Consider the following 21,182-nt stretch of genomic DNA (forward strand, 5'->3'; position numbering starts at 1 on the left):
CCGCAATCTTAGATATAAGGTACAAGAGCACGCTCTAGTTCAGTCCGTTCTTTTCTTAGTGCTGATCTATCTTCGTGTAATCGCTTGTTATCTGCGCAAAGGTCCGCTAAACGTCTGTTTAACGTCGCGGCTTCTTCGACGCTTGCGTCAATTAATTGGAGGCGCACTTTAGCGATTTCGTAACTATTTTCGTGAAAAGCGAGTTCAGTTTCGCACCACTTGCGGTGGGTCTTGTCTCTTCTCGCGATCAAAGTCTCTTTAGTCGACTCCTTAAGCGATTGGCGTACCTCTTCCGATAAGTTGTGCGGTGACTGTAGCGCGTAATCAATGGGGAAAACGTCCAGTACGGTGCCGTTCTCTGCGATTACAAGGCGCACTCTTTCGTTATAGTTGTCGTAAACGGCTTGGCTACCGCTTGTAGAACCGAGTGACCAAACGAATGAAGAACCTTGCGCATATTTAATTAACGCGTTCGGTGCTTGCGCATTTGTAAGACCAAGCCGAGCTACCGCGTTTTTTACTGCTAATCGAGAAACGCTATATTTATTCATTGTCGAACCCTTCCTTTCTAGTGAGAAACCAATCCGAATGAAATTCACAAATGACATATTTGCGAGTTCAGGTAAATCAATTTTAGAAAGATCCGCGCCTAATTTCGACGTTCCTACCTGGAAAAAGCGTGGATGGTTATCTTCATACAAATGAAATCCGTCATCCTTCTTATCCAGCCGGTCAGCTTCGTAAAATACGAGCTCATCGTCTCCCGTATATTTTCCGATGATGTCGGGACTCATTAACCAGGCGTCAGATACCTCGTGTATAGGCAGCCCCGTATCAAAAGCGACTCCGTGCCAGTGAATTTTCACCTTCTTCGGACTAAATTTTTTCGTCATGCCGACCGCACCTCCTCACCGAATAATTCTTGCGCTGACTCGGGCTTAATTTCAGCGCAACCAGCAAATGCTTTTCGAGATACTTGGGGCAAGAGCGTAAAGAATTCCTCTGGCGAAAGATTTACGAACTGCTCGTCTGAGCCTGCAGGATAAATATTCCACCAACCAACAACAGTTTTTTTATAGTAAACGTTCATTTTTCAATTTCCTCCTTCAATTTTTCGTAAAGACGCAACACTGTATTAAGAAGCAAAAGTTGCGATATGTAACTTAGGGTTAATAGACTACAAAATTTTCGCTTCTGATCTGAGTGTCGATGCCTTCGCCTTTTTTACTTCTGAAGTATTACTTGTTGAGTTAATAATATTACTTCAGGAGTAAAACGTCAAGAGGTTTTCTTAGGTTTTTTCAAAAAACATTTTACTGCTGCCGTTTTACTTGTATAATATGTTTAAAATAAAATTACGGAGGACTAGAGAAAATGCCTTTTGAATTTAAGTTGAACGATATACTGGACGAGCTAGGAATTACTAAAAACAAACTAGCTGTTGAGACAAAAGTAAGGCCGGCAACCATCGGGGATCTTTGCGAGGGGAAAACAAAACGGATAGAACTCGAAACAATCGAGAAAATCCTATATGTATTAAATAATCTCTCACCAACTAAGACATACACTATCGACGACATTATTCTTTACAACTTGGATATTGAGGATTGATCATAAAATGTTATTTGAAGGAGAAAAACAAGAATGGCTACTCTTTAAGGAGAGGGATCTATCGGTTAGAGTTTTTGAAGCCAATAATACATATGAAGCATACGCAACAATAACAGGCAAAGGTACGAATGTCGCTCGTGGTTTAGAAAAATGGTCCACGATATCCGAAGCAATTGAAGGTATAATACCAAAATAAAGACGCCATCGTGGCGTCTTGAAACTTGAGCAGTTTTAACATGCGTTATAAACTCTTATGACTAAAAGAGATCAAATCTTATTCCAGTATTCTGTTCAACAACTCTCCACTTGTCATCTTCATGTATGAGTTTAAGAAGTAGAGGATCTGGTACATTCCCATTCCCTTTAAAAACTTCTTGAAGCTTGCCACGAACGTCTTCCTCTATTTTGTGTAACTTATCAACATTCTCTTGATAGCATCTCACGTCCTGTATTGCATCTCCTGATGTTGTGATCCCTAGACCACGCGGAAGTACCACAATAGTATCCCCATTTATGTCCCTCAACTCTTGAGCCGTCGCTGAAATACCCGCTTTCCTTAGATCTGCATGTTCTTTTTCTGTATACTGGTGGCTTAACTTAATAACTCCTTCGAGAGGATAAAGCAACTCGGGCCAATTATATTGTACTGTCTGAAGGACTGACTTTTTTGTCCAGTCACGATGTTCATATATATTTATTAAATATGCATCATCCGTCATTAAATACAGAAATAATAAAGGCCCTGTTCTGTCCATAAACCTATTATCCTTTTTATAAGGTCCATCTCCAAGATGAAGATGCAATACTCCCCAGTCATTAAACATCCCATCGTTGAAAGATATATCATCAATTCTCGTACTGAGGTAAGGATATATATCCTTACCTTTCTCTAGTACGTCGACCAATTTTTTAAGACCTTTTAATTGTTCAAGAGGACATACAAATTCCCTAGACCAATGGACACGACGCGGTCGGGACACTTGTCCCCCTTTTTTCCTCAAATGAGTGAAATATTTAATCACTAATGATTCTTTAGACTCTGAATTGGAAAAACGAAGCCCCTGTGCGGTCATATCCCCTATGATTATATCTTGCCAGTCAGAAACAAAATCCATTTTGATGTTCACCCAAACACCCCATCTTTCATCTGTTCTAATAAAATATAGCTCTATCACATTGTTAGAACTGTAACAAGAAACCTCCTCCTAAATAAAGGACTTTTAGGCAAGCTTAGCTACAGTCATCGACTCTTTTTTATAGGAAAATTATAACATGATTTCATAAATAATTCCCATATATATGCATACTTCAAAAAACATACGGTGCTTAAAAGCTACACCACGCCTGCATGCCGTAATGAAGGAAAAAGGATGGACGCAAGCAAGGCTCGCAGAAGCATCCGGCGTGCCGCAAGGGTCGATTTCGCGATTCGATAAGAACAGTCGCCACGAAGATTGGCACGTTTTCTCGATAGCGAAGGCGCTCGAGGTAGAAGTCGAGGAATTATTCGAAATTGAAGAAGCTACGGAAGAGGGCGCTGAATAAATCGGCGTCTTTTATAAAAATTTCCGAAGGTTTTCAGCTACTTCATTCTTATCTAAATACAAATACTGTGTTGTTACGGAAAGATCGCTATGACCAAGCGCTTTTGATATATCTGTTAATCTAGCGCCTCTATTTAGTAATGACTTGGCGAAACCTCTTCGTAAAGCATGCGGATTAATATTTTTCAATTCATACTCACGAGCGTACTTATTTAAACGCTTCTGTATATTGTTGTTTGATGGTCCCGTCGCGATGGGTCCACCCTGTTTCGTAATAAAAACGAAGTTATTATCCTTTTGGTACTGATATCGGATGGCTTTGTTTTGCTTCATTAAAACGTCTAGCATGCGTGTAAGTACATCATCGAACGGTAGCAATAAAGATTCGCGACTCTTAAGAATATCTCCGTTCAATCTTAGTAATTTATCCGAGAGATCAATGTGTTTTTCCTCGAGTTTTGCCAGGGTACTTACGCGAATCCCCGTTTTATACATAAGGAGAACTGCCGTAGCATCGCGCAATTGGACAAAATCTTTTAAATCTAGTACGGATAAAAGTATTTTAATATCCTGCTCCGTCGCCCCTTCTTTCACTTGTTTATCAACCTTTATATTAATACTCTTCCAAAACTTCGTTTCAAACCATCCATTATCAAAACACCGCGATAAAAAAGCTTTTAGACACTTTAGACGTATTAGTCTTGTTTGTGAGCTGACATCCATTTTTTCAAGCCATAAATAAATTGATTCCGTAGTTATTTCGTCTAAAAACGTCAGGCCTTCTGATTTCATGAAGTCTGTTACGTGAAGACGATAGTCATTCATGGTTCGCTTTCTATTCCCTGAAACCTCCATTTGCCTCAAAACAGTAATAAGAGCTTTTTCAATCTTTGTACGATCCTTAAAAGAATTGGATGAACTCAATTTATGTATTAAATTAGATAACTCAGTTAAGTCCTCTTTGACAGTGAAACTATCCTTCTTTTTTGTCACTTTCAAACACTCCTTTCATTAGAAAGGATAGGCATTCAAATAGTCATTTTCAACAAAAATACGAAAATTAAATTGATATAACTAAAGAAAATTTGGCTTTTATATCTAAAATACGAACATAAAACAGTAGAATAATACTAATTTTAACGAAACACGAACGAAGCTATTCGCTAACAATACGACGAACAAACGCACGAAGACGCTACCGAGGCGTTAACGAATCAAATCTCGCAGCAAACAAACGGTCTAGCATCCGATCCAGCACACCGTTATAGTAACCGGCAAGATTGCGTATAGCTTTCCTTTTAGTCGCGATAAATGTCTGCCGTACAGCTTCTAGTCCGATTTCTTGAAGAGTATCGGCAGCATAAACGCCTTTTAAATACGACGTATGCGCGAGATAGATACCGTAAAGTTTGCTCGTTAACTTGCGATCGCTGACAAACGTATTGACTGCCGATTTAAACGCAGCATACGTATTACGTAGTAACTTTAATTTGCTTTGAGAAATAACAGCTTCGTCTTTCCGTTTCGGTACTTCCGCCTTTGTCTCCGTTGGCTTTTCAGCAGCTTGGCGGGGTAACACGGACGGGGTAACATCGGCTTTAGTCGCCGGCAGGATAACGTACATATTGGCGCCGTTGCCGCCGGATACTGGCCGATATTTTATTTCTTTGCGGATAATGCCGAGATCGACTAAACGTTTAATGGAGCGAATAACGGTTACGCGATGCTTGCCGATTAGTTCCGCGATAGTTGCGAGCTTCAGATACGCCACGCCCGGCGTTTTGACGGCATGACGAGACAACACCTTTAGAACCTCGATTGCGGCAGGCGTTAGGTCGGATTTATTGCGGTATATGTGCGTACGGATGGCGCCGTTAAGCTCGTCCACTGAACGGAACGACGCCATTTTAGAGGCTTCTTTCGTGTACATTCGGTTTCTCTCCTCGTTAAGAGACGGCAACCGTTGCGGAAAATTAGGCGCACTTAAATAAGCGTTGACTTGTACGCTTTTTTCCGATATAATGAACACAGGGTTAGGGCGTTCAATTTATCGGGTTTCCGATGGGTTGACGTTCTTTTTTTTTGTTTTTATATTCTTTTTCTTCGACTATCTCTTATCGCCATTAACGGCGAACCTTCATCATGTGACCTTCTTAAATCCTCAGTAGAAAGTTGTACATATCTCCGAAGTGTTCTTATATCTTTCCAGCCACCCATTTTTTGAACTGTGTAAATGTCTATCTTCTTGTCTACGATCATGATTTTAGCCCAAGTATGTCTATAAACGTGCGCGGTGACTTTCTTTGTCTTTATTCCTGCTCTTTCTGCGTAAAACTTAAGGCGTTTATTAAAATGATTAGTCGTGAGTTGATCCCCTAGACTGGATACGAAAACCGAGTCAGTATCAAAGTGGGCGCGATTCTCTTCAATGAGCTGCTTCAAAAGCTTTGCGCAATATGTTGATATAGGCACAATTCTAAAATAGCGTCCTTTAGTTCTGCCGCCGCCTAAGACTATTTGCTGAGCGCTGAAGTCAATTTCATCTACAGTTAGTCCAACGAGTTCACCTATTCTTAGACCGGAATCAAGTAAGAGGCTAATTCCTACGTAGTCTCTAAATCCGACAAAATCACGTTGCTCCGGCTGCTCCAGTATCCTCGCGACCTCTTCATTTGTGAAATTGTTCGTCATATCAACGTCCTGTTTAATCAGTTTTAACCGTTCGACCGGATTCGGGTCTATAAATCCCTCGGCGTATAGGTAGTTAAAATATGCCGTAAGCGTGCGAATCGCAATATTTACCGTAGTCTCAGACAATCCTATCGGCTGTTTTGTCGCATCGATATTCGTATGACCTTCGTATCGCCTTCTCTCGTAACGTAAGTAATGGATATATGCGCGCAAATGCTCGATTGTCACGTCGTTCACATACTCCATATCTTCGTATTTTTGCGTTAGCCACTCCGTGAAATATCTAACGATCTTTTTGTAATCGATTATCGTCCTTTCACGTAAACCCTCCGCAATCTTTCCCGAGATAACAATATCTGTCGCACGATCAAACGTAATATTCGGAAGTTCTCGTTTAGTTGCTGAAGTATAACGCGCACGTATTCGCTTCGTTCCTTTAGCCATAAAAAAACGGCCTCCTTTTCGATGAATGAAAATCACCGCAAGGAAACCGTAATAATCGAGAAATAAACGCCCCATAATGGGTTGTTAATTGTCGCGAGATACTAACGTTTTTTACCGAAATTATTTTGACAATCGTTAATCATTCGCCTGGCCGACCGTATAGTTTACCGTCTAGCACTCTTCAGGCTTGCCTGCATTCGTTGCTGTTCTGAACGAAGAACCGCAGCCGCATGAAGCGATGGCGTTTGGATTGTCGATGGTGAAGCCGCCGCCGAGCATGGATTGTTTATAATCAATCACGGTGCCGTTCATGATGTCAAGGCTTTCTTTGTCAACTAGAACAGTGATGCCGTGCTGATCAAACACACTGTCTGATTCACTCTTTTCATGCTCAAAGCCCATGCCGTAAGAAAGTCCGCTGCAGCCGCCGCCTTTGACGCCTACACGCAGAAACGCGTTTTCTTCTTCATGCTCTTTCATCATATCTTTTATATGCAAAGCTGCTGCTTCTGTAATTGTTACCGGGTTGCTCATCATTATGAACCTCCTTTTAAAAACCGGTTGCTGTCTTTTATTATAAACATGATCGTTCCAATTCTCAAACAAGGTGTTTTACAAGAAATAGACACCCTCACAAACGGTTTCAGCCGGCCCTGTCATCATTACATGGCCGTTATCTTTCCAGTTTATCACCAAATCCCCGCCTGCTAAATGCACCGTGATGTCTTGATTTCGCTTTGATACGCCGTTTAATACAGATGCGACTGCCGCTGCACATGCTCCTGTCCCGCATGCCTGAGTAATCCCTGATCCCCGTTCCCAGACGCGGAAATGCAATTCTTGTTCATTCACGGTTTCAACGAATTCCACATTGATGCCTTCCGGAAATCTCGGATCTTTCTCAATCACCGGCCCCAGTGTCGTTAAGGGTGCCTGTTCAATGTCTGCGATCGGAAAAACGATATGCGGATTTCCCATTGAAACGGCAGTGCCTGTTAGTTCTACTTCACCAAATGCCATCGTTTCATTGATTGTGTGCTCTTCCCCGCCGTCAAGCATAGGAAGCTCGGATTTTGTCAAGCGCGGTTCGCCCATATCGACAGTGACCACATTCACTTTTCCGTTTTCGACTTGAACCTCCGCTTTCACAAGCCCGGAGAGAGTTTCAATCAGAAAAGATGTTTCCTCAACCAGCTTATGCTCATATGCGTATTTTGCGACGCAGCGCAGGCCGTTGCCGCAGTTTTTCCCTTCAGACCCGTCATTATTAAAAATCCGCATTTTAACAGGCGCTTGGTCTGATGGGCATATCAGGATCATTCCGTCGGATCCGATCCCTGTATAAACAGAAGAAACCTGAATTGCAATCTCTGACAGTTTTTCTTCTGGAAGCTGTTCTTCAAATTGATTCACATAAATATAACTGTTTCCCAGGCCGTGCATTTTGGTAAATCGAAATGAGTTCATAGGTGCCTCCAACTTTTTTTCTTTTTCTTAGTATAAAAGCTATTATAAGCGGACACAATACAATTATCCCCCGTTTTTCATACATAAAAGCTCCTTGCACTGACGCAAGGAGCTTTTATCGTTTATATAAACATGCCGGCAATGGCTGCGCTGAGCAGATTGGCTAATGTTCCTGCAAGAACAGCCTTCAGGCCGAGACGTGCGATATCTGAACGGCGGCTGGGCGCTAAACCGCCAAGCGTACCAAGCATAATCGCAATTGATGAAAAATTGGCGAATCCGCATAACGCGAAACTGATAATGGTAGCAGTTTTCTTAGAAAACTCGCCGATGTGCGGACCGAAGTTAGAATAAGCGACAAACTCATTCAGCACCAATTTCTGGCCGATATAGCTTCCCGCCTGCAATGCTTCATGCCAAGGCACGCCAATCAAAAAGGCGATAGGAGAAAACACATAGCCGAGAATGGATTCTAATGTTACGCCTTTTAAACCGAACAAGCCGAAAGCCCCGCCGAGAATACCGTTTACTACAGCGATTAACGCAACAAACGCAAGCAGCATCGCCCCAACATTTAACGCAATTTGCAGTCCTGTTGACGCTCCCTTTGCAGCTGCGTCAATGACATTGGCTGCGCCTTCGCCTTCATCCATTTTGAAATCGCTTTTTACGGTTTGCGTTTTTTCCGTTTCGGGTATAATCAATTTACCAAAGACTAGTCCAGCTGGAGCAGCCATAAAGCTGGCCGCCAGCAAGTACTCAATCGGAATACCGAGAAGCGCGTACCCAAACAAGGTAGATCCCGCAACTGCCGATAGACCGCTCGTCATAATCGTAAACAACTCAGAGCGCGTCAGCCCGGCAATCAGGGGTTTGATCACTAACGGAGATTCTGATTGTCCTACAAAAATATTGGCAGCAGCCGCCAGAGATTCCGTTTTGCTTGTTCCAAGGAGCTTCGACAATCCGCCGCCAATGACACGGAAAACGAGCTGCATGATTTTCAAATGATATAAAACTGCAATCAGTGCTGAGAAGAAAATGATAACGGGCAGTACACTTAATGCAAATGCCGGACTGTCTCCGACCTTTAGAAGCGGTCCAAAAATAAAACTGATGCCTTCATTCGCATAGTCAATCAGAAGCTGTACACGGCTTGAAAACCATAAAAAAACAGCGCGTCCCGCTTCCCATTTCAACACGATGTATCCAAACGCCACCTGTGTGCATAAACCAACGATGACGGTTCTTATCTTAATATTGCTTTTCTTTTCTGAAAATAAAAACGCGATAGCAATGATCGCAACTGCGCCCAGCAGCCCCCACAGAACATTCATGAATACTCGTACACCTCTTAAATTTTATTTAAAAAAATATCTTTTATACGATAACAATAATATTTTTTGATGTCTACACATTTTTTTAGTTCTTTTGTACGGCAAAATAAAAAAGGGCCTGTCCAGGCCCTTTTCTTTAAAACATTGGATTTTCTTCAATAAAGGTATATATATTCTCAACAAGCTCAGCAGGCGTTTCACCCATGACGACTTCTCCGTTTACCAGAGCGAAAAGCGATTCCATGCATGTCCCGCAGTAGCTTAAGCAGCCATATTCAAGGACATCAAGGTTGGGATCCTTCTCCAAAATCGCCCGGGCTTCCTGAGAGCCGTGAGCCAGATTGCTGACACAAAATTCAATCATTGGATTCATGCGGTTTCACCTCACATATGTCCATTATCGCGAATTTTTCACTATTCGTCAAAGACAACGGATGATTCAAAATTTATTATCGTAACATATTATTTCTCAAATAACGTTTTACTAATTTGTGTTTTCAGGCTAAATTGTAGGTTATTTTGAAACTATTATTGTGATTTTAGATCAAATTCGATATAATTCTAGATGTTATTTTACATAGTTCGTATTTTCTTCAATGTATCTATCATACTCTTCGGATTAAAGGGGAATTCAAATGAAAAAATTGGTCTTGATCGGCGGAGGTTACGGGAACATGCGCGTTCTTCATCGCTTATTGCCAAACCAGCTGCCTGATGATGTTTCAATCACGTTAATTGACAGAAATCCTTATCACTGCTTGAAAACAGAATATTATGCCCTTGCCGCAGGCACAATTTCTGACCATCATATCAGAGTGTCATTCCCAGAGCACCCTCGCCTGGATGTCCAATACGGTGATATCACATCAATTGATATTGTACAAAAACAAGTGCTGTTCCAAGATCGTGAACCTTTTTCTTACGATGACGCCGTAATCGGGCTCGGCTGTGAGGATAAATATCACAACGTGCCGGGAGCGCCTGAATTCACCTACAGTATTCAAACCATCGATCAGTCCCGCGAAACCTACCAAAAGCTGAATAATCTGAGCGCTAATGCCACCGTCGCCATTGTCGGAGCGGGCTTAAGCGGCGTTGAGCTTGCAAGTGAATTGAGAGAAAGCCGTGATGACCTGAACATTATTTTGTTCGACCGCGGTAATCTCATTTTATCAAGCTTTCCCGAGCGTTTAAGCAAATATGTGCAAAAATGGTTCGAAGAGCACGGTGTCCGCATTATTAACAGGGCAAATATCACAAAAGTAGAAGAAGGCGTTGTGTATAACCACGATGATCCGATTTCTGCAGACGCCATCGTGTGGACAGCCGGCATCCAGCCAAACAAAGTCGTCAGAGACTTAGATGTGGAGAAGGACGCACAAGGGCGTATTGTATTAACGCCTCATCATAATCTTCCAGGTGATGAACATCTGTACGTTGTCGGCGATTGCGCCAGCCTTCCTCATGCACCGAGCGCCCAGCTGGCAGAGGCTCAAGCAGAGCAGATTGTCCAAATCTTGCAAAAACGCTGGAATGGAGAAGCCCTGCCTGAATCAATGCCGCAGTTTAAGCTGAAAGGCGTCCTCGGTTCACTCGGAAAAAAAGCCGGCTTCGGGCTTGTTGCTGACCGTCCGCTGATCGGCCGTGTTCCGCGTATGCTGAAATCCGGCTTGCTGTGGATGTATAAACACCATAACGGTTAATGATAGAGAAGAACCGCTGATCAAGTCAGCGGTTTTCTGTATACCCATGCTTCTCCATTTCCTCATAAACGTCTTTTAATTTTGGATTGCCTTCACCGACAATTTTGTCTTCTACAAGCACAAGCGGATAAAAATACTCGTCATTTCTGATTTTTTCCGCAAGCTCTTTCGCATGTTCATTGTCAGGCGGCTCATGAATATCGATGTACTGCATCTCAAAAGGCTGATTTGGATATTTTCTTTTCAGCGCAGCCTCAAGCCACTCGTATGTATCCTTGGCTGTCGGCATATTTACACAGCTCGCACAAACGTTTTCTGCCCCGTACACGCTTAGCATGACTGGTTTCATCACTTGTAGACGCCCCCTTCTCCTATGTAAGTCCTTTCTTTTAAGTATACAGAGCCTAAGGGCGTTTTTATAGAAAAAAACCGTTTTTGTGTTGAAGTCTGAATGTGCTATAATAGGGAGAGCAACTTTGCAAACCAAACAATAGATTTTTATTGTTACACTGAATATAATGGTTTTATGACGACGAAAGGAGCGAATGTCATGACTGAAGTTGAAATGAAAGAACAGGTGCAGGAAGTACTGGACAAACTTCGTCCGTTTTTACTTCGTGACGGCGGTGACTGTGAGCTTGTAGACGTAGATGAAGGTATCGTTAAGCTTCGTCTTCTAGGCGCATGCGGCAGCTGCCCAAGTTCAACAATTACGCTGAAAGCCGGAATTGAGCGCGCTCTTCTAGAAGAAGTGCCGGGTGTCGTTGAAGTAGAACAAGTCTTTTAATAAAGCAGCCAGGCTGATATTTGATCAGCCTGGCTTTTTTATTAGAGATGTTGATCAAACCATGAGCTGATATAATTCAGGCGCTTGATCCGCTGTCTTGGGTGTCCGGTGCGTGACAAATTGTGCGATGCATTCGGAAAACGGACAAGCTTGGTTTCCTTGCCCATTTTTTTCAGAGCGATAAACAGCTGCTCCGCCTGCTCGATCGGGCATCGGTCATCCCGCTCGCCATGCAGTATCAAAAGCGGTGTCTCCACGTTTGCTGCGTATTTTAAAGGAGACCGGTCCCAGAGCTTTTCTGTGTCCTCAAACATGTCATGCTCAAGCTGCCAGTCTGTAAAGAAAAAGCCGATATCACTGACGCCGTGAAAGCTGATCCAGTTTGATATCGAGCGCTGGGTAACAGCAGCTTTAAAGCGGTTCGTCTGCCCGACGATCCAGTTGGTCATAAAACCTCCGTAGCTTCCGCCCGTGACACCAAGCCGCTTAGGATCAATATGCGGATCTCGCTTGATAGCCTCATCCACAGCTTGCATCACATCGTCATAATCCTTTCCCCCATAATCCCCTCTGACCGCATTCACAAATTCCTGCCCGTAGCCGTGGCTTCCTCTCGGATTGATATAAACGACCGCGTATCCTTTCGCCGCCAGCACCTGAAACTCATGAAAATATGTATGTCCGTACATCATATGCGGACCGCCGTGTATGTTGAGAATAAGTGGATATGTTGTCTCACCTTCCATTTGTGCAGGCTTCATCAGCCAGCCGTTCACCGTCACGCCGTCTTCTGTAGCATATTGAATCTCTTCAGGTATTGATATCATATGCTCACTGACAAACTTGTCATTCGCGCCAGTCAGCTGTTTCTCTTCCTGTCCAAGCGGGATACTGTAAAGCTCACTCGGTCTGTCCGGCTTTGTCACACTGGCAATAAAGTGCTGTTCATCAGGTGAAAGAGAAAAGCTATTGATGTACTCTTTTTCCAGACGAATCGGATACACAAGGCCTTCAATCGAAATATAATAGATGCCCGTACTGCCTTGATCTGTGCCGATGACATAAAACCCTTGGCTGTCCTTTGTCCAAATCGGGCGCTGTTCAGCACCACCGATCAATGAATCTCCAATCAGCGCATCCGCTAAATGAACGTCCAGCATCTCAGTAAGACATGTGAGGCGGCCTTGTTCGATATCATAGAGCCACGCCTTTGAGAGCGTAGCATTCTTATATTCCTTTTCATTTCCAAGCAAAGCAAGATACCTTCCGTCTGGTGAAAATGAGCTTGATCCGAATGAGCCGCGATGAGGTGTAACCTGCTTAAGATCTCCAGACTCCAGTGACATTATGTAAACATCATGCGGCTTGCTGGCATCATCTGTTTCAGTTAAATTAGCTGAGAAAACAAGCCATTTGCCGTCAGGAGAAAAAGCAGGATCACCATGATCAGCTTTGTGACTTGTCAGCTCTTTCATCTCACCCGACTTTACGCTGACAAGCACAAGCTGGGCATACGCACCTCTCGTCAGCCCTTTGCCGTCCCGTTTGTAGGAGAGGCCTTGCACTTCAACAGGTTCATAGCTGTCCTGCTCTGTTTTTTCTCGGTCATCAATGTTTTCTCCCTCTCCCAAACTGACAGTGACCAGAATCGATTCGCCATCCGGGGACCATATTGGCTTTGACACGCCATATGGGATATCAGTCAGTTTTCTTGCTTCTCCGCCTTCAGTGCTCATGATATAAAGCTGTGCCGCATCGCCTTCTCGATCAGAAATAAAGGCTAGCGTACGCCCGTCCGGAGACCATCTTGGGTCGGTGCTTCGCTTTTCTCCATGTGTCCAAGGAACAGATCCGCCCGTTTTCGTTTCATAGATCCATATATTTGATGTATACGAATCTTTCTCTTGATTTACTTGTGATTTTACATATGCGGCACGGGTACCGTCTGGGGCGTATTGAGGATCGGTCACAGAGACAATCGCTGTGATATCGTCTGCGGTTATCAGCTTTTTCATATTCATCTCCTCCTTTTTACATGTATTTCGTTTTTCTAAATAAAAACTCCTTTATCTCCAGCAAAAAAAAGCGCCCTCCGCTGACGCTGAGGAACGCTTGGCATGATCTATACACTTTTTACTTGATATAAAGGATTTCGCTCTATTATACTTCCCTCTTTCGGAACGGTCAAAGCGTCTACTTCACAATGAGGGAAATGAAGCGCGAGCTGTTCTTTTAGCTCTTCTCCCTTTCCTTTTTCGGTCATGACGAGAATCGTTGGGCCTGCTCCGCTGAGAGCCGTTCCATATGCGCCCTTCATCTCGGCGACGTGCTCTACTTTTGACAGCTCAGGCACAAGCATCGCCCGGTACGGCTGATGGAACATATCCTTCTTCATGATTTTCCCGACAAGCGGCCAATCCTTGGACATGATCGCAGCAATGAGGATATTGCTGACAGCACTTGCTTTTACGGCATCGGCATATGGAAACTCCTTCGGAAGCACGTCTCTCGCGTCTCTTGTCAGCACTTCATAAAAAGGAATGACAACGACTACGTCAATGTCAGCATTCGGGACGCGGATCATTTGGGTCGCGTCATCCTCATGCAGGCCGATCACAAGTCCGCCGACGAGAGAAGCGCCAGCATTGTCCGGGTGTCCTTCTTCTAGACTCGCTAAATGCAGCTTGTCCGCTTCAGACAGCTTTAAGCCGCATAATTCATCAGCCAGTTCAATGGCCGCTACAATCGCTGCGGCGCTGCTGCCAAGGCCGCGTGCAAGCGGGATGTCGCTCCACACCTTCACATGGACAGGAGGCATTTCTTTTCCGTACAAATCTGCGGTCCGTTTAGCCACTTGATAGATCAGGTTATCTGTACCCGCCGAAATTCCGGCGACTGTTTCTGTTTCAGCCTCAAAAGACCATTTGTCGCTTTCAAAGACGGTCAGCTTCAAATATCTGCTGAGCGCCATTCCGACTGAATCAAAGCCGGGGCCTAGGTTAGCTGTGCTTCCGGGAACTGTGACAGAGAACAGCATGTCGGCTTCGTTCATACACGGGCCGCTCCTTTTACATATTCAAGGATGCTGTCTTCATCAGTCGGCAATGTGACGGGCTTGATTTCTGAAATGTCGACCGCTGTGTTCGGATCTTTCAGTCCGTTTCCTGTTAACACAGCTACGACCTTGCTGCCTTTCGGAATTTCTCCGGATTTCACCTGTTTCAGCACTCCTGCGATAGACGCGCAAGAACCTGGTTCTGCAAACACGCCTTCTTCACGGGCAATCAGCTGGTAGGCGTGAAGGATTTCATCATCAGTGACTTCGTCAATTTTCCCATTGGATTCCTCGGCCGCCTTTACAGCTTTGTCCCAGCTTGCCGGGTTTCCGATACGAATGGCTGTCGCTATTGTTTCCGGATTTTCAATCACTTCATTGCGCACAATTGCCGCCGCACCCTCAGCTTCAAAGCCGCGCATTTTCGGAAGGCCTGTGCCGTTTTTCTCATGATATTCCTTGAAGCCCTTCCAGTACGCAGTGATGTTTCCCGCGTTTCCGACCGGGATCGCTAAAACATCCGGCGCTTGCCCCAGCTGTTCACACACTTCGAAGGCAGCAGTTTTTTGGCCTTCAATGCGGTAAGGGTTGACTGAGTTGACAAGGGCAATCGGTGATTTCTCACAGATGGAACGGACAATTTTAAGCGCATCGTCAAAGTTTCCGTCAATTGCGATAATCTCAGCTCCGTACATCACAGCTTGAGCGAGTTTTCCAAACGCAATTTTTCCGTTCGGGATGATGACAATGCATTTCATGTTAGCACGGGCTGCATATGCTGCCGCAGCAGCGGAAGTGTTACCTGTTGACGCGCACATAATCGTGTCATTGCCTTCTTCTTTTGCCTTTGCAACAGCCATAACCATTCCGCGATCTTTAAATGATCCCGTAGGATTGACGCCTTCCGTTTTGACATGAAGCTCAATTCCGAGCTGCTCAGACAGCTTCGGCAGGTGAATAAGAGGTGTGTTTCCTTCATGTAAAGTTAGCGCCGGTGTTTGATCTGTTACAGGTAAAAATTCTTTATATTGCTGGATAAGTCCTTTCCACATTAGCTCCAACCGTTCCCTTCTACACGATATGTGCTTTTGACTTCTTGAACGACTTCCAAATCATTTAGGTTTTGCAGAATATCACTGAAATCAGCTTCTGATGTATGATGTGTGACAATTACGATTTCTGCTAACTCATCATGGCCTTTAATTGGCAGCTGAAGGATTTTTTCAAAGCTCACGCCCCGCTCTGAGAACACAGATGTAATTTTCGAGAATGAACCAACCTCATCTTTTACATGAATTCTTAAAAACTGCTGTGCATAAATGTCAGACGGCGATTTCATGTTTTTCTCATATTGCGGTCCGACAAAGCTGTTGCCGGTTACGCCGAGGCGCATATTTTTCATGACAGCGACGAGGTCAGAAACAACGGATGTCGCTGTCGGCATGCTTCCGGCTCCCGGCCCGTAGAACATCGTCTCACCAACAGCCTCGCCGTATACATAAACAGCGTTAAACTCATTATGAACAGCAGAAAGCGGATGGTGGTCAGGAAGCAGTGTTGGCTGTACGCTGACCTCGATTTTGCTGCCGTCACGCTGAGCAATCCCGATCAGCTTCATTGTATAGCCGAGGCGTTTGCTGAAGCTGATGTCCTCGTCTGTAATTTGGGAGATCCCCTTTACTTTGACGTCTTCCAGATCCACGTTCATCGAGAAGCCGAGGCGCGCCAATATCGCCATTTTCCGTGCGGCGTCAAGCCCTTCCACGTCAGAAGTCGGATCAGCTTCGGCAAAACCGAGATCCTGCGCTTCCTTAAGCACTTCCTCGTATGGGCTTTTCTCTTTGATCATTTTGGTTAAGATAAAGTTTGTTGTGCCGTTCACAATTCCCATCATTTTTGTAATTCGATCTGATGAGAGGCCTTCCTCTAATGTGCGCAGAATCGGAATCCCGCCGGCAACACTGGCTTCAAAGTAGATATCGCATCCATTTTCCTTCGCTTCGGCAAGCAGCTCGGAGCCGTACACAGCCATTAAGTCCTTGTTTGCTGTGACAACATGCTTTTTCGATCTCAGCGCGTCGACCAAATATTGTTTTGTCTGTTCAACGCCGCCGATCACCTCGATGACGACATCAACATCTGGATCATCAATGACATCATACACTTCTGTCGTGAGCACTTCCTTCGGCAAATCTACTTCTCTCTTTTTCTCTAAATCTTTTACAAGCACTTTTTTTATCGTAACCGGACAGCCGACCTGATGCATAAGCTTATCCTGATGGTCTTGAATAATTTTAACGACACCGCTTCCGACGGTACCTAAACCTAAAAGCCCTACACGAATCGCTTTCAAAAAAACTCCACCTTTCTTTTGATTGTCCTCTTGAAAAAGACAATTGTTAACTCAACACAGACATATAAGTTACAAACATTATATAAGCCCGCTCCTGTTTTGACAAGACAGCATTAGGCTGAATTTTGCGAATGTAAACGCTTAACGCATTGATATGACAAGATTCTTTATTTTCTAATTATTTTTGTCAGATTTTCTCCTCACCCTGAGCTGCCTTTGCCGAGCCAGCTGACGCGTGGAACAAACAGCTTCTGCGCCCGCATATTCATGAATTCCTGCGCTGTATTGAGAAATTGTTCATAACGCCCACAGTCATTAAGAATGAAGTTAAGCTGTTCTTCAAAATAATGCTTTTCTGATTCTGATGACATGTAATAGCTTTCTACGATTTCAAAATAATGAAGCGGGAAAAGCAGACGGCTGTATAAAAGGCGTTTCGAAAATGAAGACAGCGGTGTGACTTGCTCGTATTCCTGTAAAAAGAGAAAGCCCTGCTGATTAAAATCTTGTCTGTGATGCAAAAACGTATGCCTCATATATTCAGCCAAATCACGGGAAGCGTGGTCAAACACCCAATCCGCCGGAATCCTGATCAATGATTCCGGTGACCATGTATGCCTTTCCATCCGCTGATGGCATATCGTTCCTGAATCAGCGGCTTGGGGCTTGTCATCCAGCTCAGTGTCCACTAAATATTGTATCGCGTTTTCTGACAGTCCTAAATAATATGGAAATGATTCGATCATTTTTTTATCGAATGGCTCATGCGGAGGGGTCTGAACCTTTCTCTGCCAAAATGCTTCCAGCTGATCAATTCGTTTTCCCCACAGATCCTTCCACTGGCCGATTCTTCCGGCCGCCTTCACCTCATATGGATATCCTCGGCCTTTTCGGTGAAATTCCGCAAGCTCCGCTCCAATGGAGAACGCCCTGTTTGAATAAGGGGGGGCCGCCTTCAGCAGAGCGTACGTTTTTCCCTCATGTTCAAATGTCAGTTCACCTTCTTTTGTAAAGATAAAAACCGAAACGTATGGGTCACTTTGTTCTTGTAAATACTGACTCATGTAATAAAGCTCCGCCAGCTCTGTTTCTGAGAATTGGGAAACGGGGACAATCAGAAAGTATGAATTAGGCGTCTGAAAGCATTGATATGTGTGCTGGTACATGGAAAGCTGCCTGATGTGAATGCCGTATTTTTCTTTTATTGTACCTTTCACCATGATCACCTGCCTGTTGAATTAGGGCTCATCACATCGTAGTCATACACAGCCGGAATTATGAATACATATTTTAATCCGAAGAAGGCGCAAGAAAAAGTCGTAAACTTCTCAAGCATTTTGTATAAACTAGTAAAAAAGATTGGGTGAAGCTGATGTCAGAAAACGAACAATTCAGTCAGATGGAAGCTAAAGCAAGAGCACGGATGAAGGAGCGCGGCGTTGAGGTATCAGACATTGCCGAGCTTGTCTTTTTTCTGCAGAAAAAATATCATCCGGATTTAACCATTGATGAATGCACGCTGAACGTCAATCGTGTTCTCGCAAAACGCGAGGTGCAAAACGCGATTTTAACGGGCATTGAATTGGATGTTCTTGCTGAGCAGAAAAAACTGTCTGAACCGCTGCAAACGATGCTGGAAATAGATGAAAGCCTATATGGAGTAGATGAAGTTCTGGCATTTTCCATTGTGAACATTTACGGATCGATCGGGTTTACGAACTACGGTTACATCGACAAAGAAAAACCCGGAATCCTTAAACGATTGAATGATAAATCAACCGGTGAATGCCATACCTTTTTAGATGACATCGTCGGAGCGATTTCCGCCGCGGCTTCAAGCAGACTTGCTCACCGCGCGCGGCATACAGAATAAGGGCACCCTTTTAGGGCGCCCTTTTTTCAAATGTATGGAATCCATTCAGTCAGAGAGTCAATGGCGTGAGTCGGTTTTTCCATATCGTCTGTCATATGTTCTCTTTTCGTTACGCCTGTGTGAACGAGCAGCGTATCCATACCCGCGTTAATGCCGGCCATAATATCAGTGGCGTAGTTGTCGCCGACCATAAGTGTTTCAGACACATCTGTGCCGAGAACGCGCATCGCCTGCTCCATAATAATTGATTCCGGCTTGCCGATAAATACAGGCTGTACACCTGTAGATACGGTTAACACCGATGTCAGTGAGCCGTTTCCCGGCAGGAGCCCTCTTTCAGTCGGAATCGCAATATCTCCGTTAGTGGAAATAAAGCGGGCGCCATTTCTGATTGCCAGGCAGCCGACAGCAAATTTTTCGTATGTAATGGAACGGTCGATGCCAACAACGACAAAATCCGCGTTTTCTCCGCCAAATGTCAGGCCGTTTTCTTCAATCGCCTGGCGGATTCCTTCCTCCCCAATCACATACACAGACGCGTCTTTTTTCTGCTGTGCAATGTGCTGGGCAGTTGCCATGCTGGTCGTGAAGACCTGCTCTTCTGTTGCCGGAATATCAAAAGACACGAGCTTGTCCGCTACCTGCTTCGGTGTGCGCGAAGAGTTGTTTGTCACGAAAAGATAAGGAACGCCGCGATCTTTCAGCGTTCTGACAAATTCACACGCTTCCTCGATTTTTTCCGTGCCATTGTACATCGTTCCGTCTAAATCAATTAAATACCCTTTATATGTTTTCATATCCAACACTCCTGTGGCTTTCCAGTTGTTATTTAAACGCAGAAACAGGTCCTAGCTCTGTTTCCAAATAGCTTCTGATCCGTTTCGGGAAGTCCTGAAGAGCTGTTTGATGCGCCTTGATCAGCCTGTAAAGCTCGCCGCTGTCAGCGAGCAGATACTGTTGAACCAACGTTTTACGGTAGGCGATCAATTTCTTGAGCTCAGCACCCTCTTTTTCCGTGACAACTTTCTCATCAACAAGTATATCCATAATGTCGTCATAGCTGCCCGGGTCCCGCATAATAAAGCCGTCAATCATATCATTGCCTGTATCCAAAATGCATTCGATTAACAGATGGCCTATACGCTGAAGTGCCAATTCCCCGATTTCAGATTGCCAGTCTGTTTGTGAGTCAAATAGCGCCAGCTGGTGCTCGAAGAACCCTAGTGTTTTCTCGATTTTGCTTCTGTCAACAAAATACATGACAGCATCCCCTTTGTGTATATTTATTTTCTGATCCGTTTCAAGACAAAATACGCACAGCCGAAATTGCAGTATTCGTAAATATATTCATCTAATGTGCTGATTTTCGTTTCGAAGGTTGCTTTTTGATTCTGGTCGTCAAAGAAGCCCTTGAGCCTTAACTGACCGTATCCCCAGTCTCCCACAATATAATCGTATTTATTTAATATATCGGAGTAGCGGGCTTTAAAAGCCTCTTCGTTGAAGCCGTCTTTGAAATTGTGCACCAATTCAAATTCGGCATTTTGAATAAGAATCATGATCTCACCTCTTTTTCACTCATTCCTATCATAATTCATTGCCCCGTCCCCATCAATTGCTAAAGAATAAATCATGCGATTTGGCTACCCTACACATGAGGAGGGATTGATAAATGAAACGAACCGCTGTCAGCCTCTTCCTGCTAACCGGACTATTATCCGGGTGCGGAGGCGCAGGATTGGATAATGCCCAAAATGTCCGGAATCAGACGCAGAATCAAACCAAACCCATTCATGTGTCGGACCGCAACGAGGCTTTTAACAGGCATAATGAGAACGAACAATTTGGCTATGTCCGCTATCAAAGAGAACAATTTGACGGAGACCAGCAGAAAACGCCGGTGATGAACCGGGAAGAAACCGCTCACATGATATCAAGTTTAACGGTTCAGCTCCCCCATATTCAAGATACTGCGACATTGGTGACTGACCGAGAAGCGCTTGTCGTATACAAAACCGATTCTAAAAACCGGGAGCTGACCGCCGATCAGGTGAAAAAAACAGCGGCCTCCGTGATACCGCGATACTATCACGTGTATATTTCCGATAATCCAAACCATATGCAATCCGTCGAAAATTACAGCAATCTCGGCTCTGGTTCAAGGGATATCAGAGAGATCATGTCGGGGACGATTCAAGAAATGAAAACCTCCCCGCAAGGAAGCCCTGTCTCAGAGAATGAAAATGCCAATGGAGAAACGCGTCAGGACATGAAAATCGATAGGAATGACAAAAACGCCAGATAATCTGGCGTTTTG

Annotated in this window: 26 protein-coding genes; 7 read left to right on the forward strand and 19 right to left on the reverse strand. The window is 44.3% G+C overall.

Annotated features, from left to right (window positions below):
- Positions 1-8 precede the first annotated feature (8 nt).
- Positions 9-893: a hypothetical protein gene (locus MKY10_RS17235; RefSeq protein WP_339225968.1), complete on the reverse strand. Its 885-nt coding sequence runs from the start codon at positions 891-893 to the stop codon at positions 9-11.
- On the reverse strand, positions 890-1,090 hold the full coding sequence (locus MKY10_RS17240) for a hypothetical protein (RefSeq protein WP_257434586.1): 201 nt from the start codon (positions 1,088-1,090) through the stop codon (positions 890-892). The genes MKY10_RS17235 and MKY10_RS17240 overlap by 4 nt, the downstream gene beginning before the upstream one ends.
- A 284-nt stretch (positions 1,091-1,374) precedes the next feature.
- Between MKY10_RS17240 and MKY10_RS17245 the strand changes: the two genes are divergently transcribed.
- Entirely contained in the window at positions 1,375-1,611 is a 237-nt protein-coding gene (locus MKY10_RS17245) for a helix-turn-helix transcriptional regulator (protein ID WP_339225969.1), read from the forward strand.
- A 7-nt stretch (positions 1,612-1,618) separates the two neighbouring features.
- Positions 1,619-1,807, forward strand: coding sequence for a hypothetical protein (locus MKY10_RS17250; RefSeq protein WP_339225970.1), 189 nt, complete (start codon positions 1,619-1,621; stop codon positions 1,805-1,807).
- Between the two features lie 61 nt (positions 1,808-1,868).
- On the opposite strand, the gene MKY10_RS17255 is transcribed toward MKY10_RS17250, so the two are convergent.
- Complete coding sequence (locus MKY10_RS17255; protein ID WP_339225971.1) at positions 1,869-2,738, reverse strand: hypothetical protein; 870 nt, start codon at positions 2,736-2,738, stop codon at positions 1,869-1,871.
- 172 nt (positions 2,739-2,910) lie between these two features.
- Between MKY10_RS17255 and MKY10_RS17260 the strand changes: the two genes are divergently transcribed.
- Positions 2,911-3,156 (forward strand): helix-turn-helix transcriptional regulator, encoded by a 246-nt coding sequence (locus tag MKY10_RS17260; protein WP_339225972.1) that lies wholly within the window; start codon positions 2,911-2,913, stop codon positions 3,154-3,156.
- An 11-nt stretch (positions 3,157-3,167) separates the two neighbouring features.
- On the opposite strand, the gene MKY10_RS17265 is transcribed toward MKY10_RS17260, so the two are convergent.
- The 7 genes from MKY10_RS17265 to MKY10_RS17295 form a co-directional block, all read right to left on the reverse strand.
- Entirely contained in the window at positions 3,168-4,148 is a 981-nt protein-coding gene (locus MKY10_RS17265) for a tyrosine-type recombinase/integrase (RefSeq protein WP_339225973.1), read from the reverse strand.
- A gap of 202 nt (positions 4,149-4,350) precedes the next feature.
- The gene (locus tag MKY10_RS17270; protein WP_339225974.1) at positions 4,351-5,085 is read right to left on the reverse strand and encodes a helix-turn-helix domain-containing protein; all 735 of its coding nucleotides are present in this window, start codon (positions 5,083-5,085) and stop codon (positions 4,351-4,353) included.
- Positions 5,086-5,243: 158 nt separating this feature from the next.
- Positions 5,244-6,290: a tyrosine-type recombinase/integrase gene (locus MKY10_RS17275; RefSeq protein ID WP_259606974.1), complete on the reverse strand. Its 1,047-nt coding sequence runs from the start codon at positions 6,288-6,290 to the stop codon at positions 5,244-5,246.
- Between the two features lie 171 nt (positions 6,291-6,461).
- Positions 6,462-6,824, reverse strand: a complete 363-nt coding sequence (locus tag MKY10_RS17280) for an iron-sulfur cluster assembly accessory protein (protein ID WP_003244166.1) — start codon at positions 6,822-6,824, stop codon at positions 6,462-6,464.
- A 78-nt stretch (positions 6,825-6,902) separates the two neighbouring features.
- Positions 6,903-7,757, reverse strand: a complete 855-nt coding sequence (dapF, locus tag MKY10_RS17285; RefSeq protein ID WP_003243745.1) for a diaminopimelate epimerase — start codon at positions 7,755-7,757, stop codon at positions 6,903-6,905.
- A 122-nt stretch (positions 7,758-7,879) separates the two neighbouring features.
- Positions 7,880-9,094 carry a NupC/NupG family nucleoside CNT transporter gene (locus tag MKY10_RS17290; protein WP_003228710.1) on the reverse strand — a complete coding sequence of 405 codons (1,215 nt, stop codon included), beginning with the start codon at positions 9,092-9,094 and terminating at the stop codon, positions 7,880-7,882.
- Between the two features lie 136 nt (positions 9,095-9,230).
- Complete coding sequence (locus tag MKY10_RS17295; protein WP_003222913.1) at positions 9,231-9,467, reverse strand: YuzB family protein; 237 nt, start codon at positions 9,465-9,467, stop codon at positions 9,231-9,233.
- Positions 9,468-9,729: 262 nt separating this feature from the next.
- Here MKY10_RS17295 and MKY10_RS17300 point away from each other — a divergent pair, with 262 nt between their 5' ends.
- The gene (locus tag MKY10_RS17300; protein WP_048654918.1) at positions 9,730-10,797 is read left to right on the forward strand and encodes an NAD(P)/FAD-dependent oxidoreductase; all 1,068 of its coding nucleotides are present in this window, start codon (positions 9,730-9,732) and stop codon (positions 10,795-10,797) included.
- A 25-nt stretch (positions 10,798-10,822) separates the two neighbouring features.
- On the opposite strand, the gene MKY10_RS17305 is transcribed toward MKY10_RS17300, so the two are convergent.
- Positions 10,823-11,149: a YuzD family protein gene (locus tag MKY10_RS17305; protein ID WP_003242597.1), complete on the reverse strand. Its 327-nt coding sequence runs from the start codon at positions 11,147-11,149 to the stop codon at positions 10,823-10,825.
- Between the two features lie 99 nt (positions 11,150-11,248).
- Between MKY10_RS17305 and MKY10_RS17310 the strand changes: the two genes are divergently transcribed.
- Positions 11,249-11,584, forward strand: coding sequence for a NifU family protein (locus MKY10_RS17310; protein ID WP_010886606.1), 336 nt, complete (start codon positions 11,249-11,251; stop codon positions 11,582-11,584).
- A gap of 41 nt (positions 11,585-11,625) precedes the next feature.
- Here MKY10_RS17310 and MKY10_RS17315 read toward each other — a convergent pair whose 3' ends face one another.
- From MKY10_RS17315 to cotNH, 5 genes are all read right to left on the reverse strand, one after another.
- Entirely contained in the window at positions 11,626-13,599 is a 1,974-nt protein-coding gene (locus MKY10_RS17315) for a S9 family peptidase (protein ID WP_015251308.1), read from the reverse strand.
- A gap of 107 nt (positions 13,600-13,706) precedes the next feature.
- Complete coding sequence (thrB, locus tag MKY10_RS17320; RefSeq protein ID WP_015251307.1) at positions 13,707-14,636, reverse strand: homoserine kinase; 930 nt, start codon at positions 14,634-14,636, stop codon at positions 13,707-13,709.
- Complete coding sequence (gene thrC / locus MKY10_RS17325) at positions 14,633-15,691, reverse strand: threonine synthase (RefSeq protein WP_044052669.1); 1,059 nt, start codon at positions 15,689-15,691, stop codon at positions 14,633-14,635. The genes thrB and thrC overlap by 4 nt, the downstream gene beginning before the upstream one ends.
- Complete coding sequence (locus MKY10_RS17330) at positions 15,691-16,992, reverse strand: homoserine dehydrogenase (RefSeq protein WP_003228694.1); 1,302 nt, start codon at positions 16,990-16,992, stop codon at positions 15,691-15,693. The genes thrC and MKY10_RS17330 overlap by 1 nt, the downstream gene beginning before the upstream one ends.
- A gap of 200 nt (positions 16,993-17,192) precedes the next feature.
- Positions 17,193-18,212: a spore coat-associated protein CotNH gene (cotNH, locus tag MKY10_RS17335; RefSeq protein WP_014480751.1), complete on the reverse strand. Its 1,020-nt coding sequence runs from the start codon at positions 18,210-18,212 to the stop codon at positions 17,193-17,195.
- A 152-nt stretch (positions 18,213-18,364) separates the two neighbouring features.
- Here cotNH and MKY10_RS17340 point away from each other — a divergent pair, with 152 nt between their 5' ends.
- Entirely contained in the window at positions 18,365-18,865 is a 501-nt protein-coding gene (locus tag MKY10_RS17340) for a phosphatidylglycerophosphatase A (RefSeq protein WP_003243814.1), read from the forward strand.
- A 26-nt stretch (positions 18,866-18,891) separates the two neighbouring features.
- Here MKY10_RS17340 and nucF read toward each other — a convergent pair whose 3' ends face one another.
- The 3 genes from nucF to MKY10_RS17355 are packed head-to-tail and all read right to left on the reverse strand — an operon-like array spanning position 18,892 to position 20,424.
- Positions 18,892-19,662 carry a 5' nucleotidase NucF gene (nucF, locus tag MKY10_RS17345; protein ID WP_003243196.1) on the reverse strand — a complete coding sequence of 257 codons (771 nt, stop codon included), beginning with the start codon at positions 19,660-19,662 and terminating at the stop codon, positions 18,892-18,894.
- Positions 19,663-19,690: 28 nt separating this feature from the next.
- Entirely contained in the window at positions 19,691-20,125 is a 435-nt protein-coding gene (locus tag MKY10_RS17350; RefSeq protein ID WP_015251303.1) for a DUF86 domain-containing protein, read from the reverse strand.
- 23 nt (positions 20,126-20,148) lie between these two features.
- Complete coding sequence (locus tag MKY10_RS17355) at positions 20,149-20,424, reverse strand: YutD family protein (RefSeq protein ID WP_003228682.1); 276 nt, start codon at positions 20,422-20,424, stop codon at positions 20,149-20,151.
- 113 nt (positions 20,425-20,537) lie between these two features.
- On the opposite strand from MKY10_RS17355, the gene MKY10_RS17360 reads away from it, so the two are divergent.
- The gene (locus tag MKY10_RS17360) at positions 20,538-21,170 is read left to right on the forward strand and encodes a YhcN/YlaJ family sporulation lipoprotein (RefSeq protein WP_339225975.1); all 633 of its coding nucleotides are present in this window, start codon (positions 20,538-20,540) and stop codon (positions 21,168-21,170) included.
- The last annotated feature ends 12 nt before the right edge of the window (positions 21,171-21,182 follow it).

The sequence above is a fragment of the Bacillus sp. FSL P4-0290 genome, from assembly GCF_037975435.1.
GTDB lineage: Bacteria > Bacillota > Bacilli > Bacillales > Bacillaceae > Bacillus > Bacillus subtilis.

What these genes read in the sequence shown, in the direction of transcription:
- MKY10_RS17315 (WP_015251308.1), bottom strand. Translation starts at nt 13,599, where the DNA reads ATGAAAAAGCTGATAACCGCAGACGATATCACAGCGATTGTCTCTGTG.
- MKY10_RS17350 (WP_015251303.1), bottom strand. Translation starts at nt 20,125, where the DNA reads ATGTATTTTGTTGACAGAAGCAAAATCGAGAAAACACTAGGGTTCTTC.
- nucF (WP_003243196.1), bottom strand. Translation starts at nt 19,662, where the DNA reads ATGAAAACATATAAAGGGTATTTAATTGATTTAGACGGAACGATGTAC.
- MKY10_RS17270 (WP_339225974.1), bottom strand. Translation starts at nt 5,085, where the DNA reads ATGTACACGAAAGAAGCCTCTAAAATGGCGTCGTTCCGTTCAGTGGAC.
- MKY10_RS17235 (WP_339225968.1), bottom strand. Translation starts at nt 893, where the DNA reads ATGACGAAAAAATTTAGTCCGAAGAAGGTGAAAATTCACTGGCACGGA.
- MKY10_RS17300 (WP_048654918.1), top strand. Translation starts at nt 9,730, where the DNA reads ATGAAAAAATTGGTCTTGATCGGCGGAGGTTACGGGAACATGCGCGTT.
- MKY10_RS17355 (WP_003228682.1), bottom strand. Translation starts at nt 20,424, where the DNA reads ATGATTCTTATTCAAAATGCCGAATTTGAATTGGTGCACAATTTCAAA.
- MKY10_RS17280 (WP_003244166.1), bottom strand. Translation starts at nt 6,824, where the DNA reads ATGAGCAACCCGGTAACAATTACAGAAGCAGCAGCTTTGCATATAAAA.
- MKY10_RS17260 (WP_339225972.1), top strand. Translation starts at nt 2,911, where the DNA reads ATGCATACTTCAAAAAACATACGGTGCTTAAAAGCTACACCACGCCTG.
- MKY10_RS17310 (WP_010886606.1), top strand. Translation starts at nt 11,249, where the DNA reads ATGTGCTATAATAGGGAGAGCAACTTTGCAAACCAAACAATAGATTTT.
- MKY10_RS17240 (WP_257434586.1), bottom strand. Translation starts at nt 1,090, where the DNA reads ATGAACGTTTACTATAAAAAAACTGTTGTTGGTTGGTGGAATATTTAT.
- thrB (WP_015251307.1), bottom strand. Translation starts at nt 14,636, where the DNA reads ATGAACGAAGCCGACATGCTGTTCTCTGTCACAGTTCCCGGAAGCACA.
- MKY10_RS17360 (WP_339225975.1), top strand. Translation starts at nt 20,538, where the DNA reads ATGAAACGAACCGCTGTCAGCCTCTTCCTGCTAACCGGACTATTATCC.
- MKY10_RS17250 (WP_339225970.1), top strand. Translation starts at nt 1,619, where the DNA reads ATGTTATTTGAAGGAGAAAAACAAGAATGGCTACTCTTTAAGGAGAGG.
- MKY10_RS17290 (WP_003228710.1), bottom strand. Translation starts at nt 9,094, where the DNA reads ATGAATGTTCTGTGGGGGCTGCTGGGCGCAGTTGCGATCATTGCTATC.
- cotNH (WP_014480751.1), bottom strand. Translation starts at nt 18,212, where the DNA reads ATGGTGAAAGGTACAATAAAAGAAAAATACGGCATTCACATCAGGCAG.
- thrC (WP_044052669.1), bottom strand. Translation starts at nt 15,691, where the DNA reads ATGTGGAAAGGACTTATCCAGCAATATAAAGAATTTTTACCTGTAACA.
- MKY10_RS17245 (WP_339225969.1), top strand. Translation starts at nt 1,375, where the DNA reads ATGCCTTTTGAATTTAAGTTGAACGATATACTGGACGAGCTAGGAATT.
- MKY10_RS17295 (WP_003222913.1), bottom strand. Translation starts at nt 9,467, where the DNA reads ATGAATCCAATGATTGAATTTTGTGTCAGCAATCTGGCTCACGGCTCT.
- MKY10_RS17340 (WP_003243814.1), top strand. Translation starts at nt 18,365, where the DNA reads ATGTCAGAAAACGAACAATTCAGTCAGATGGAAGCTAAAGCAAGAGCA.
- dapF (WP_003243745.1), bottom strand. Translation starts at nt 7,757, where the DNA reads ATGAACTCATTTCGATTTACCAAAATGCACGGCCTGGGAAACAGTTAT.
- MKY10_RS17275 (WP_259606974.1), bottom strand. Translation starts at nt 6,290, where the DNA reads ATGGCTAAAGGAACGAAGCGAATACGTGCGCGTTATACTTCAGCAACT.